This window comes from Pseudomonas sp. R32, assembly GCF_009866705.1.
Classification (GTDB): Bacteria; Pseudomonadota; Gammaproteobacteria; order Pseudomonadales; family Pseudomonadaceae; genus Aquipseudomonas; species Aquipseudomonas donghuensis.
In genome coordinates, this window is sequence record NZ_CP019396.1 from 117,501 (window position 1) to 130,936 (window position 13,436).

At 59.7% G+C, this 13,436-nt stretch carries 6 protein-coding genes, 2 tRNA genes and 4 rRNA genes (1 of these 12 only partly in view); 6 read left to right on the plus strand and 6 right to left on the minus strand.

The features are described from left to right. From PspR32_RS00555 to rrf (PspR32_RS00580), 6 genes are all read left to right on the plus strand, one after another. Positions 1 to 61 (plus strand): 16S ribosomal RNA (locus PspR32_RS00555); it begins 1,476 nt to the left of the window's first position. 66 nt (positions 62 to 127) lie between these two features. Beyond that, positions 128 to 204, plus strand: a tRNA-Ile gene (locus PspR32_RS00560). Positions 205 to 233: 29 nt separating this feature from the next. After that, positions 234 to 309 (plus strand) — tRNA-Ala (locus PspR32_RS00565). A 214-nt stretch (positions 310 to 523) separates the two neighbouring features. After that, a 23S ribosomal RNA gene (locus tag PspR32_RS00570) occupies positions 524 to 3,414 on the plus strand. Positions 3,415 to 3,551: 137 nt separating this feature from the next. Beyond that, positions 3,552 to 3,667, plus strand: a 5S ribosomal RNA gene (gene rrf / locus PspR32_RS00575). A gap of 110 nt (positions 3,668 to 3,777) precedes the next feature. Then, positions 3,778 to 3,893, plus strand: a 5S ribosomal RNA gene (gene rrf, locus PspR32_RS00580). Together the 16S, 23S and 5S rRNA genes with 2 tRNA genes alongside form the textbook arrangement of a ribosomal RNA operon. Positions 3,894 to 4,016: 123 nt before the next feature. Here rrf (PspR32_RS00580) and PspR32_RS00585 read toward each other — a convergent pair. From PspR32_RS00585 to PspR32_RS00610, 6 genes are all read right to left on the minus strand, one after another. Further along, the gene (locus PspR32_RS00585) at positions 4,017 to 5,195 is read right to left on the minus strand and encodes a PepSY-associated TM helix domain-containing protein (RefSeq protein ID WP_159387953.1); all 1,179 of its coding nucleotides are present in this window, start codon (positions 5,193 to 5,195) and stop codon (positions 4,017 to 4,019) included. An 85-nt stretch (positions 5,196 to 5,280) separates the two neighbouring features. Next, complete coding sequence (locus tag PspR32_RS00590; RefSeq protein ID WP_442966961.1) at positions 5,281 to 7,797, minus strand: TonB-dependent siderophore receptor; 2,517 nt, start codon at positions 7,795 to 7,797, stop codon at positions 5,281 to 5,283. Positions 7,798 to 7,887: 90 nt separating this feature from the next. Further along, a complete protein-coding gene (locus PspR32_RS00595) occupies positions 7,888 to 8,853 on the minus strand; it encodes a FecR domain-containing protein (protein WP_159387954.1) in 966 nt (321 codons plus the stop codon). Positions 8,854 to 8,859: 6 nt separating this feature from the next. Beyond that, positions 8,860 to 9,363, minus strand: a complete 504-nt coding sequence (locus PspR32_RS00600; protein WP_026001151.1) for a sigma-70 family RNA polymerase sigma factor — start codon at positions 9,361 to 9,363, stop codon at positions 8,860 to 8,862. 126 nt (positions 9,364 to 9,489) lie between these two features. Beyond that, positions 9,490 to 9,957: an SRPBCC family protein gene (locus PspR32_RS00605; RefSeq protein ID WP_010220439.1), complete on the minus strand. Its 468-nt coding sequence runs from the start codon at positions 9,955 to 9,957 to the stop codon at positions 9,490 to 9,492. Positions 9,958 to 9,987: 30 nt separating this feature from the next. After that, positions 9,988 to 13,434: a non-ribosomal peptide synthetase gene (locus PspR32_RS00610; RefSeq protein ID WP_159387955.1), complete on the minus strand. Its 3,447-nt coding sequence runs from the start codon at positions 13,432 to 13,434 to the stop codon at positions 9,988 to 9,990. Between the last annotated feature and the right edge of the window lie 2 nt (positions 13,435 to 13,436).

The following is a 13,436-nucleotide window of genomic DNA, read 5'->3' on the forward strand; positions in this document are numbered from 1 at the left end:
GACTGGGGTGAAGTCGTAACAAGGTAGCCGTAGGGGAACCTGCGGCTGGATCACCTCCTTAATCGACAGACATCAGCTGTCTTATGAGCTCCCACACGAATTGCTTGATTCATTGAAGAAGACGATTGGGTCTGTAGCTCAGTTGGTTAGAGCGCACCCCTGATAAGGGTGAGGTCGGCAGTTCGAATCTGCCCAGACCCACCAATTACATGTGGTGCAGCCTGTAGCAATACGGGGCCATAGCTCAGCTGGGAGAGCGCCTGCCTTGCACGCAGGAGGTCAGCGGTTCGATCCCGCTTGGCTCCACCACCTTACGTAAAAGCTTAGAAATGAATATTCGGATCGAATATTGATTTCTGAACTTTTTCAGAATCGTTCTTTAAAAATTTGGGTATGTGATAGAAAGATAGACTGGACAGCACTTTCACTGGTGTGTGTTCAGGCTAAGGTAAAATTTGTGAGTCATTACAAATTTTCGGCGAATGTTGTCTTCACAGTATAACCAGATTGCTTGGGGTTATATGGTCAAGTGAAGAAGCGCATACGGTGGATGCCTTGGCAGTCAGAGGCGATGAAAGACGTGGTAGCCTGCGATAAGCTTCGGGGAGTCGGCAAACAGACTTTGATCCGGAGATCTCTGAATGGGGGAACCCACTCAGCATAAGCTGAGTATCTTGTACTGAATACATAGGTGCAAGAGGCGAACCAGGGGAACTGAAACATCTAAGTACCCTGAGGAAAAGAAATCAACCGAGATTCCCTTAGTAGTGGCGAGCGAACGGGGACTAGCCCTTAAGTGGCTTTGAGATTAGCGGAACGCTCTGGAAAGTGCGGCCATAGTGGGTGATAGCCCTGTACGCGAAAATCTCTTAGTCATGAAATCGAGTAGGACGGAGCACGAGAAACTTTGTCTGAATATGGGGGGACCATCCTCCAAGGCTAAATACTACTGACTGACCGATAGTGAACCAGTACCGTGAGGGAAAGGCGAAAAGAACCCCGGAGAGGGGAGTGAAATAGAACCTGAAACCGTATGCGTACAAGCAGTGGGAGCCTACTTTGTTAGGTGACTGCGTACCTTTTGTATAATGGGTCAGCGACTTATATTCAGTGGCGAGCTTAACCGAATAGGGGAGGCGTAGCGAAAGCGAGTCTTAATAGGGCGTTTAGTCGCTGGGTATAGACCCGAAACCGGGCGATCTATCCATGGGCAGGTTGAAGGTTAGGTAACACTGACTGGAGGACCGAACCGACTACCGTTGAAAAGTTAGCGGATGACCTGTGGATCGGAGTGAAAGGCTAATCAAGCTCGGAGATAGCTGGTTCTCCTCGAAAGCTATTTAGGTAGCGCCTCATGTATCACTGTAGGGGGTAGAGCACTGTTTCGGCTAGGGGGTCATCCCGACTTACCAAACCGATGCAAACTCCGAATACCTACAAGTGCCGAGCATGGGAGACACACGGCGGGTGCTAACGTCCGTCGTGAAAAGGGAAACAACCCAGACCGTCAGCTAAGGTCCCAAAGTTATGGTTAAGTGGGAAACGATGTGGGAAGGCTTAGACAGCTAGGAGGTTGGCTTAGAAGCAGCCACCCTTTAAAGAAAGCGTAATAGCTCACTAGTCGAGTCGGCCTGCGCGGAAGATGTAACGGGGCTCAAACCATACACCGAAGCTACGGGTATCACTTAGGTGATGCGGTAGAGGAGCGTTCTGTAAGCCTGTGAAGGTGAGTTGAGAAGCTTGCTGGAGGTATCAGAAGTGCGAATGCTGACATGAGTAACGACAATGGGAGTGAAAAACTCCCACGCCGAAAGACCAAGGTTTCCTGCGCAACGTTAATCGACGCAGGGTTAGTCGGTCCCTAAGGCGAGGCTGAAAAGCGTAGTCGATGGAAAACAGGTTAATATTCCTGTACTTCTAGTTATTGCGATGGAGGGACGGAGAAGGCTAGGCCAGCTTGGCGTTGGTTGTCCAAGTTTAAGGTGGTAGGCTGAGATCTTAGGTAAATCCGGGATCTTAAGGCCGAGAGCTGATGACGAGTTGCCTTTAGGCGACGAAGTGGTTGATGCCATGCTTCCAAGAAAAGCTTCTAAGCTTCAGATAACTAGGAACCGTACCCCAAACCGACACAGGTGGTTGGGTAGAGAATACCAAGGCGCTTGAGAGAACTCGGGTGAAGGAACTAGGCAAAATGGCACCGTAACTTCGGGAGAAGGTGCGCCGGTGAGGGTGAAGGACTTGCTCCGTAAGCCCATGCCGGTCGAAGATACCAGGCCGCTGCGACTGTTTATTAAAAACACAGCACTCTGCAAACACGAAAGTGGACGTATAGGGTGTGACGCCTGCCCGGTGCCGGAAGGTTAATTGATGGGGTTAGCTAACGCGAAGCTCTTGATCGAAGCCCCGGTAAACGGCGGCCGTAACTATAACGGTCCTAAGGTAGCGAAATTCCTTGTCGGGTAAGTTCCGACCTGCACGAATGGCGTAACGATGGCGGCGCTGTCTCCACCCGAGACTCAGTGAAATTGAAATCGCTGTGAAGATGCAGTGTATCCGCGGCTAGACGGAAAGACCCCGTGAACCTTTACTATAGCTTTGCACTGGACTTTGAATTTGCTTGTGTAGGATAGGTGGGAGGCTTTGAAGCGTGGACGCCAGTTCGCGTGGAGCCATCCTTGAAATACCACCCTGGCAACTTTGAGGTTCTAACTCAGGTCCGTTATCCGGATCGAGGACAGTGTATGGTGGGTAGTTTGACTGGGGCGGTCTCCTCCTAAAGAGTAACGGAGGAGTACGAAGGTGCGCTCAGACCGGTCGGAAATCGGTCGTAGAGTATAAAGGCAAAAGCGCGCTTGACTGCGAGACAGACACGTCGAGCAGGTACGAAAGTAGGTCTTAGTGATCCGGTGGTTCTGTATGGAAGGGCCATCGCTCAACGGATAAAAGGTACTCCGGGGATAACAGGCTGATACCGCCCAAGAGTTCATATCGACGGCGGTGTTTGGCACCTCGATGTCGGCTCATCACATCCTGGGGCTGAAGCCGGTCCCAAGGGTATGGCTGTTCGCCATTTAAAGTGGTACGCGAGCTGGGTTTAGAACGTCGTGAGACAGTTCGGTCCCTATCTGCCGTGGACGTTTGAGATTTGAGAGGGGCTGCTCCTAGTACGAGAGGACCGGAGTGGACGAACCTCTGGTGTTCCGGTTGTCACGCCAGTGGCATTGCCGGGTAGCTATGTTCGGAAGAGATAACCGCTGAAAGCATCTAAGCGGGAAACTTGCCTCAAGATGAGATCTCACTGGAGCCTTGAGCTCCCTGAAGGGCCGTCGAAGACTACGACGTTGATAGGTTGGGTGTGTAAGCGCTGTGAGGCGTTGAGCTAACCAATACTAATTGCCCGTGAGGCTTGACCATATAACACCCAAGCAATTTGAGCGAAAGCCAGATTGCGGTGTTGTGAAGACTGCAAAGCCGAGAATTTGTAACTCACAAAACATCACATACCCGATTCGCTGGAGTGTCTTAAACAAGACCTTCTGGCAACAGAATTTCTTGACGACCATAGAGCATTGGAACCACCTGATCCCATCCCGAACTCAGCAGTGAAACGATGCATCGCCGATGGTAGTGTGGGGTTTCCCCATGTGAGAGTAGGTCATCGTCAAGATTAAATTCCGAAACCCCTATCTGCATACGCAGGTAGGGGTTTTGTCTTTAGAGTAGAAGCATCAAGAATTCGCTGGCACGTCGCAACAGACGGACCGGCACACAGAATTTCTTGACGACCATAGAGCATTGGAACCACCTGATCCCATCCCGAACTCAGCAGTGAAACGATGCATCGCCGATGGTAGTGTGGGGTTTCCCCATGTGAGAGTAGGTCATCGTCAAGATTCATTCCGAAACCCCTGTCTGCCCTGCAGACAGGGGTTTTGTCTTTCTGGGATCTGTCACCCTTTGTGGGAGCTGGCCTTGCCAGCGATGGGCTGCATAGCAGCCCCAGAACAGCCGCTGACTTACCCAGCTCTTCGCACCTTGCCACTGCGCCGCGCCTGCAACTTGCGCCACCAGATATACACCCCGGTCAGCGACAGCACTGCAATCATCACCCCCAACACTGCAATCAACACCTGGCCGGTCATACCGATGATGCGCCCGCCGTGTATGGGTAGCTGCAAGCGGTAAAAGCGTTCCCCCAGGGTGCCTTGCCCGGCAATCTCCTTGCCCAGCAAATGCCCGTCAGTGCCGTGGAAGAACAACCAGGACTTACCCTGGGCATCGGTATCGTGCTGGCCAAACCCTGCACCATAGAAGTTGTACTCGAAGCTGTAGTACAGCTCACCGATCGGTGCCGTTAGCCCCAGCCGCTGGCCTTCCTGCTGCGCCCGCTGGTAGGCCTGTTGATAGCTGAGCTGGGTCACCCCCAGTTGTTCCTTGGGTAAGCCGCCACGGGCTTCGTAGACGCTTGGCTCGACCGGTGAAAACAGTGACACCGCCGGTTTGAACACCTGGGCCGGCAGGTTCATCGCCACGCTGCTGAGCGCAACCGGTAGCAGCAGTAGCCACAACCACAAACCGCCTGCCCTGTGGATATCCATGTTCAGCCGATAGGCATGACCGCCCTTGATCTTCCAGGCTTTCGACCACTTGCCCCAGAACGGCCGCCCACGAGGCAAAGTCAGCAGCACGGCGATAAGGCAGTCGATCACCCACATGATCGCCACCACCCCCATCAGCAGGATCCCCCAGTTACCGGGCAGGGTCAGGCTGTAGTGCAACTCGAGCATGAACGGCATGAAGTTCTCCCGGGAGAAACAGCATTCACCCCAATAGCGCTGGCCCAGCGTCAGGCCGCTGACCGGGTCGAGATAGAACACGGTGTTCTTCTCGGCATAGGGTTCGCCGCTGGCAGGATCGTTGCGTGGCACCATCGCCAGCAGCGCTGCATGCCCAGGCTCGTTCGGGTACTCCATGTACCAGACCTGCAGCCGCGGGTGCTCGGCCTGCAACTTATCCACAAGCACCCCCGGTTGCTGCCGTTCACCCACGGCGGGGGCTTCGTAGAAGGAAGGGTTGAGCCATTCGTCCAGTTCGTGATGAAAGGCCAGGACGCTGCCGGTGAGGCCGGCCAGGGCTAGAAACAATGCGGTGATCAGGCCGAGGAAGCGGTGTAGCAGTACGTAGAGCTGACGCATGAGTAAAGGTCCGGAGTAAGTCGCCAGATGCAACAAAGCCAGCGCCCGGAATCAGGTGCTGGCTTTGGCGTTCATACAGGTGAGGTCAGAACTGGTAGCTGACCGTGGCACTGACATTGCGTTCTTCGCCCATGTAGCAGTAACTCAGGCTGGCACAGGAGGCGATGTAGCTTTCATTGGTGAGGTTGTTGGCATTGAGCCGCACATCCAGCCCCTTGAGCCCGACCTTGCCCAGGTCGTAACCAACCGAAGCATCGAACAGGGTGTAGGAGGGCACCTTCATGGTGTTCTCGGCATCCACCCAGCTGTAGCCGACATAGCGCACACCACCGCCCAGGCGCAGGCCGTCGAGGGCGCCCTGGCGGACGTTGTAGTCAGCCCACAGCGAGGCCATGTGCCGCGGTGCCTGGGTCGGCGAGTTGCCCTTGTTGTCGAGGTCGCTGCCAAACAGCGTGCTCGGCATCGACTTGGAGTACTCGATATCGGTGAAGGTATAGCTGCCGAGGACTTTCAGGTTGTCGGTGACTTGCAGGTGCGCCTCCAGCTCCAGGCCTTGGGAGCGGACCTGGCCTACAGGGCGGTAGAACTCTTCCTGCGGCAACTTGGAGGCAAGGTTCTCCTGCTCGATGCGGAACAGCGAGGCGGTGAACAGGTTGTCGGTGCCCGGCGGTTGGTACTTGATACCGGCCTCCCACTGAGTACCCTCGGTCGGCGCCAGCGGGTTACCCGACTGGTCGGCGTAAGAGTTGGGGTTGAACGACTCGGAATAGCTGATGTACGGCGCAATGCCGTTCTCGAACAGGTACAGCACGCCGGCGCGACCGGTCAGCTTGGTGCGCTCGTCACTGATTTTGGTGCCCAGCGGGCGGCTGGCTTCGGCAATGCGGTTCTCATCCGACGTCTTCACCCAGTCCTGGCGCAGGCCCAGCGAGAAACGCCACTGGTCGAGCTCAATCAGATCCTGCAGGTACACGCCGGTCTGTTGCAGGCGACGCAGGTAGCTGGTGGGGGCGAAGTAGGTGATTTGCGAGTTGCCGTACTGTGGGTCGAAGGCATTGATCGGTGCCAGGGCGCCACTGCGCCAGTCGACCACGGTCTTGCGTCGCTGGTAGTCCAAGCCCAGCAGTGTGGTGTGCTTGGCGCTGCCGGTGAAGTATTCGGCCTGGAGCATGTTGTCGATGATGTACGAATGCAGTTTTTCATCGCCGCCGGTGTAGTAGCGGTTCAGCTCATTGCTGGTCGGCGTGGTCCAGCCCCAGGCATACACCTGGTCCATCTTCACCGTCGAATCCAGGTAGCGGAAGTTCTGCCGCGCGCTGAACACGTCGTTGAAGCGATGCTCGAATTGGTAGCCGAACGACTGCTGGTCACGCTCGTAGCGGTCGATGCCCGGCTCGCCTTCGAAGAAGTGATCGGAGATGCGCTGGCCATTGCGCTGGTGCAGTGCACCATCGGCCGGCACGCCGCCGTGATAACCGCCGTCGGGGTCATGCTGCAGGTAGGCCTGCAGGGTCAGCGAAGTATCTTCGCTGAAGTTGATGCTGACGGTTGGCGCCAGGGCGAAGCGCTTTTCTTCGTTGTGGTCGAACTGGGTGTCGGACTGATCGGCCAGGCCCACCAGGCGATAGGCGATGCGCTGGTCGTCATCCAGCGGGCCGCTGAAGTCGAAACCGACGCCACGCTGGCCCTGGATGCCGACGGTGGCCTGGACTTGATGATAGGCCTCGTACAGCGGCTTCTTGCTGGTCAGGGCGACCAGGCCGCCGGGCGAGCTGCGGCCATAGAGCACCGAAGACGGCCCCTTGAGGATATCCACCCGCTCGAGGAAGTACGGATCGACCTGCATGGTGCTGTAGGTGCCACTGTCACCCATGGACTTCAGACCGTCCAGGTAGATGTTATCCACAGAACCGTCGTTGAAGCCGCGCATGGCCACGTAGTCGTAGCGATGGGTCGCGCCGTAGGGGTTGGTCAGCACGCCCGGGGTGTAGCGCATGGCCTGGGCCACGGTCTGCGAGCCCTGGTCGTCCATTTGCTGACGGGTCACCACCGACACCGACTGCGAGGTTTCCAGGATCGGCGCACTGGTCTTGGTCGCGACCTGGCTGTGGGTGGCGTTGTAGCCTTCCATGCTGCCCAGGGCGTTACCCAGGGCGAACTCGCGTACTTCGGTGCTTGGCAACGACAGCGCTGCGTCCTGTGGCTGCGCCCGCAGCACATAGCTGCCGCCATCCTGGCTGACGGCTTCCAGGCCTGAGCCGTTGAGCAACTGGCGCAGCGCCTGGTCGGTGGCGTAACTGCCTTGCAGCCCTGGCGACTGCAGGCCCTGGGTCAATTGCGGGGTGCTCGACAAGGTGATCCGGGCCTGGCGGGCGAACTGGTTGAGCACGTCATCCAGGGAGCCGGCGGGGATGTTGTACTGCTGGCTGACACTGCTCGCTTGCGCGCCCAGCGCCACGGCCGGTAGCGCAGTCATACCCAGGGCGGTGCCAAGCAGCGCGGCACGGATGGCCTTGCCCAGCACGCAGCCTGGAGCAGAATCTAAGACAGGTTGAAAATCATTCTTCTTGTTGAGCCGCAACAGGGGCGAAGCATTACGCATGGAGAGCATCCGTTGAGTCGGTAAGGGCAGAAGGAGTCGCTTACTGTCCTAGCCGGACTCGTGGGTAAAACCCGCCAAAAAAAAATCAATTCAGGCCAGCCGTTCCAGGCGTACCCACCAGCGCGTGCGATAGCTGACCTTCACCGGCAGCGTCTGCGGCAGCAGTTGCAGCAGTTTGTCGGTGTCCTCCAGGCGGAACACCCCGGACAGGCGCAAGTCGGCAATGTCATCGGCGCAGCTCAGATAACCGTGGCGATAGCGCCCGACTTCGGTGAGGAAATCGCCCAGGCGCATGTCGCGGGTGACGATCAGCCCTTCGGCCCAGGCGCCGGTATCCATGTCCTGATTGTGCAGGAGGGTTGCGCCCCGGGCATCGAGGCGATAACTCTGGCCGGCGTGAACCCATTGCAGAGGGCCTGGCGAGTGGATGGCGACGCTGCCCTGGCTGACGCTGATGCGGGTGCAGTTGCTGTCCTGGCGCACCACGAAGCGGCCGTCGAAGCCTTGCAGCAAGGCTTCGCGGGTGCGTACCAGCAACGGACGACCCGGGGCGGTCGAATCCTTGGCGCAGATCAGCATCAACTCGCCACGCTTGAGGCGAATCAGGCGCTGATCGGCCTCGAAGGCGAGGTCGGCGGCGCTGTTGGTGTTCAGTTGCAGCAACGAGCCATCCGGCAGGCGCAAGCTGCGCCGCTGACCGGTGGCGCTGGCAAAATCTGCGGCCAGCGGGCTGATAACGTCCAGGTCCTTGCCCAGCCAGGCTGCCGAGCCGAGCACCAGCACGCCGCTGAGCAGTTTCAGGGCCTGGCGCCGCTGCAGGCGCTGGCTGCTGTTCTCCAGGGTCTGCAAGGCCACGCTGGCACCTGGGATGGCGCGCAGGTTGAGCTCCTGATGCAGGGATTGCACCCGCTGCCAGGCCAACTCATGGTCCTGATGGGCTGTACGCCACCGTTCGCATTGTTGCTGCAGATGAGCGTTGTGGCCGTTCTCACGCAGCTTGAGCATCCAGTGGATAGCCTGCTTGACCACCCGCGGGCCGGGGTTGAGGGGTGTCATGCCGGCTTATGCCTCGCTCTCGTAGCGCAGCAGGTAGCAGTGATACAGGGCATCGGCCACATAGCGCTCTACCGAGCGCAAGGACACGCCCATCTGCTCGGCAATGTCCTTGTGGCTCAGGCCTTCGCACTGCGCCAGCAAAAAGGCGCGGCGCACTTTCGGCTTGAGGCCGTCAAGCATCTGCGCGATGCGCTCGAGCAGCTCCAGCAGCAGTTCGCGGGTTTCCAGCGAAGGCACTTCGCCCTCGGGCAAGTGCGCCAAAGCTTCTAGGTAGGCGCGGTGCAGCTCTTCACGCCGCCAATGGTCGATCACCAGGCCGCGGGCGATGGTCCGCAGGAACGCCCGGGGGGCGTTCAGCTCCAGCTGTTCGCGCCGCTGCAGCAGGCGCACGAAAGTGTCCTGGGCCAGATCCGCGGCATCGGCGGCATTGCCCAGCTTGCTGCGCAGCCAAGTGTTCAGCCAGCCGTGGTGGTGGCTGTAAAGCGTGTGCACGGACTCTCGAGAGGGCATGAAGGTGCGCTGCTGAAGGGGTCATAAATGATAATTAGTCTCATTGTTGGCATCCTTGGACTATTTTGCAACTGTTGATCAGGGCAAGCTCGTTCTTGTAGGAGCGGGCTTGCCCCGCGATCAGGCTTAACTCAACAAATTCCTCACATTGTTCATCGCCTCATCGGCAAACCCCTGCAAAAACGTCTGAAAGCCTGGCAGCGCCTCGCTGCCGCCTTGCCACGGCTCGGCCTGAATGGTCCAGGTCGCTCGCGCCTGGCGCTCGCCCAGCGCCTCGACCTGCATCGCCGCCCACAGGTTGCCGATGTTCAGGCTGGTGTAGATCAGGCTCCAGGTCATGCTCATGGCCTGCTCGTCACGGGTATTGAGCTGTTCGATGACCACGTTGCCGTCCTTGAACAGCTTCTTGCGCACCGAACGCACGCCGTTGCCGGTCATCTCGATGTGCGCCAGGGCCGGGATGAACACCGGGAAGCCGGCGAAATTGCCGACGATGTTCCAGACACTGGCGGCATCGCTGGCGATCTCGACACTGGCCACCACTCGGCAGCCAGCAGGGTTGTGGATCAGGGTGTCGGGTTGAAGGGTTTGCATGGGTGGATCTCCTGCGTGGGTTGAAGGCGGTCAGATGAAGGCAATGTCGTGCAGGTACTGGCAGCCGCGTTGCAGCAACTGCGGGGTTTTCTGCGGGTAGCGCGCGCCCATGCGCTCGACACCGGCGCGGGCATTGCCATGCTCGATCCGCGAGATGTCGCCGATGTCTTCCTCGAAGCCATCCAGGTAGAAACCCAGAACATCGAACAGCGCGTTGTCGCGATCGACTCGCTGCAACTGCCGTTGCCACTGCTCGATGCTGACCAGCTCGAATGGCGTGCCGCTTTCACGGAACACCGAGACGTAGTCGCTCCAGCTCAGTGGCTCGGGGTTGTGCAGGTTGAATACCGCCTGCTCGGGCTGGTAACGGCTGCTGTGGAAGGCGATGAAGCGGGCGAGAAAATCCACCGGCATCAGGTCGAAGTTGAGCTCCAGGGCCGGCACCTGACCGAGTTGCAACGAGCCCTTGAGCATCAGCATCAGCCGGTTGCGCTGGGGTTGGCAGATGCCGTTACGGCTGTCGAAGGTGATGTTGCCGGGGCGAAACAGGTTGACCCACACCCCTTGGGCGCGGGCACGCTGGAGGATGCGCTCGCCCACCCATTTGCTCAGGTTGTAGCCATTACGCAGGTAGAGCGGCGGTGTCGCCGCCGGGTCCCGCTCCAGCACTTGGCCATTGGTGTCGATGGCGCTGCAGGCCGACAGGGTCGAGATGAAATTGAAGACTTTCTTGCGCCGGCCTTCGCACAAGCGCAGGCACTCGAACAGTGGCTCGACGTTGTCGGCGGCCAGGGTGCGGTAATCCAGCACATGGTTGACCTGCGCTGCGTTGTGCAGCAGCGCACCGTACTCGCTGTCCAGATAGTCGTAGTCGCTGTCGCTCAGGCCCAGTCGCGGCTGGCGCAGGTCGGCGGCGAAGACTTTCACCCGGCTCATATCAAGGCCGTGCAAGCCGTTGTCCACCAGCGCTGCGGCGAAACGTTGCGGCGCTGACTGACTGGCGCTGGAGCGCACCAGGCAGGCTACTTCGCTGGCGCCCCATGCAAGCAGCGCTTCGATCAGGTGCACGCCAAGAAAACTGTTGGCGCCGGTGACGACTACCTTGTGCACATCGCCCAATTGCGCCATTGGCAGCACGTTCAGATGCAGTTCGCGACAGGCATCGCGTTCGGCCTGCGGATCGAGGCCGTGAGCCTGCGGATGCTCGCCGCTGACCAGCATTGCCAGGCGCTGCACGGTAGGCATCTCGATAAACTGATTGATCGCAATGGCGCAAGCGAACTGCTCGCGAACCGCCAGCAACAAACGCGATAGCAGGATCGAGTGGCCGCCGAGGCTAAAGAAGCTGGCGTCGGTGGAGATGTCCTCCTCGGGCAGTTCCAGCAGTTCGCTCCACACCTCAACCAGCTGCGTCTCGACAGGCGTAACCGGACCCAAGTGCTGGTCGCGCGGCGCCAGGGCCGGAGGCATCGCCAGCAGCGCCTGGCGATCGATCTTGCCGTTGGCGGTGTAGGGCATCTGTGCCAGTTGCTGATAGACGCCTGGGCGCATGTAGTCGGGCAGTCGTTGCTCGGCATGCCGGCGCAGGGCGGCTTCGCCATTGTCGCCAGTGGCTTGCGCGCAGAACGCCAGGATCCGCCGCTGGCCATCGATGACCACCGCCACCTGGTGGAACAGCCCGCTGCTGCGCAGGCAGTGCTCGATCTCCTCTGGTTCGACGCGAAAGCCGCGGATCTTCACCTGGTTGTCGCGGCGGCCACAGAGCTCGATGCCGTCGGCTGTCCATTTGCCGATATCGCCGCTGCGGTACACGCGGATCGTGCTGCCATCGGCACGCGGCAGGTTGAGGAAGCGCTCATCGCTCAGGGCCGGATTGTTCAGATAGCCCAGGCCAACGCCCGGGCCTGCTATGTACAACTCACCGGGGCTGTCTTCGGCGACCGGCTGCAGCTCGTCGTCGAGGATCAACACCTGGGTGTTGGCGATCGGGCGGCCGAGGTTGCGGTTGTTGTCGTCAGCCTGGAATACCCGGGTCGTCGCCAGCACGGTGGTTTCGGTCGGGCCGTAGATGTTGTGCAGCTGGCACTGCCCGGCCAGGCGTGCGATCACCTCCGGCTCACAGACATCGCCGCCGGTAATCAGGTGGCTCAGCCCAAGCGGCTGGTCGCGTGGCAGGATGCTCAGCAGCGCCGGCGGCAGGAAGGCGTGGGTCACCTGCTGGGCGTGGAGCAGAGCCAGCAGGCGCGCCGGGTCGCGGCGTTGATCTTCAGTGGGTACCACCAGCTCGCCGCCGCAAACCCAGGTGGGCAGGATATCCAGCAACGAGGCATCGAAGCCGATGGTCGAGAACTGCAGTGCGCGGCTGTGCTGATCCAGCTGCACATGGGCGCTGTACCAGGCCTGGAAGTGGCTGAGGTTGCGCTGGCTGAGCAGCACGCCCTTGGGCTGGCCGGTGGTGCCCGAGGTGTAGATCGCCACGCAGGGGGCGTCCGGCGCGGGTCGCTGGCGCAACAGTGATGGCAGCGGCTGCGCCGGCGGTGTGGGCAGCTGGCGCAGGTCCAGGGTCGGCAGTGACAGGTCATCCACTGGCAGCTGACCGTCATGTAGCAGCAGGCTGGCGCCGGCATTCTCCAGAATGTAGCGCAGGCGCTCGGCCGGTTGCGCCGGGTCCAGCGGCAAGTACACCGCTCCACAACCGAATACCGCGAGCACGCTGGCGTAGAGCGCGGCGCACTTGCCCAGGCAAACGCCGAACACGGGTGGTTCGGTGCTGGTCGATGAAACACCCATACGTTGCTGGATAGCTGCCGCCTGGGCATGCAACTGTGCGTAGTTGATGCGCTGGCCGTTGAGGTTCAGTGCCGTTTTGTCGGCATGAAGGCACAGGCTCTGCTCCAGGCGCTCGATCAGCGGGACGTCGGCCGCGGCGAGTAATGTGGGGTTACCGGTCTGGTTGAAACGGTGGAAACAGGCCATCTGCTCCAGCCAGTCGAGGCCCTGTTCCTGATCCTGTTGCCCAGGGCTGATGGCGGCGGCCTGCTGCAAGTATTCAGGGTTTCGCGAGAAGCGGCTGACGAGCAGCGCGAGCATGTCCCGCAGGCTGTCGATGGCGTGCAAGCGCAAGTGCTGCCCGTTACCTGAACGTTCGGGCGCCAGACGCTGGCGCTCGATCAGGCGTTGCGCGGTGGCGCTGCCGGTCCAGCACAGCAGCTCGAGTGTGGGCAGGGCGTCAGGGGTTTGCACATAGACCCCCAGACGCAAGCTCAGCAGGGCACAGTCGCCCAACGCCTGCCAGTCACAGGCTCGCAGCGCCAGGCTGCCGTCATCGATCAGCAACTGTGGCTGGCGCCAGGGGCGTGCCAGCAAGGCTTCGGCACTGTCGGCCAGGTGCAGCGCGTGACCGTGCTCGTACAGTTCCCGATGCAGCAGCTGCAGCGCCGGGCTTGCGCCGATCAGCAGGATTTCCAGGCGTCTCATGG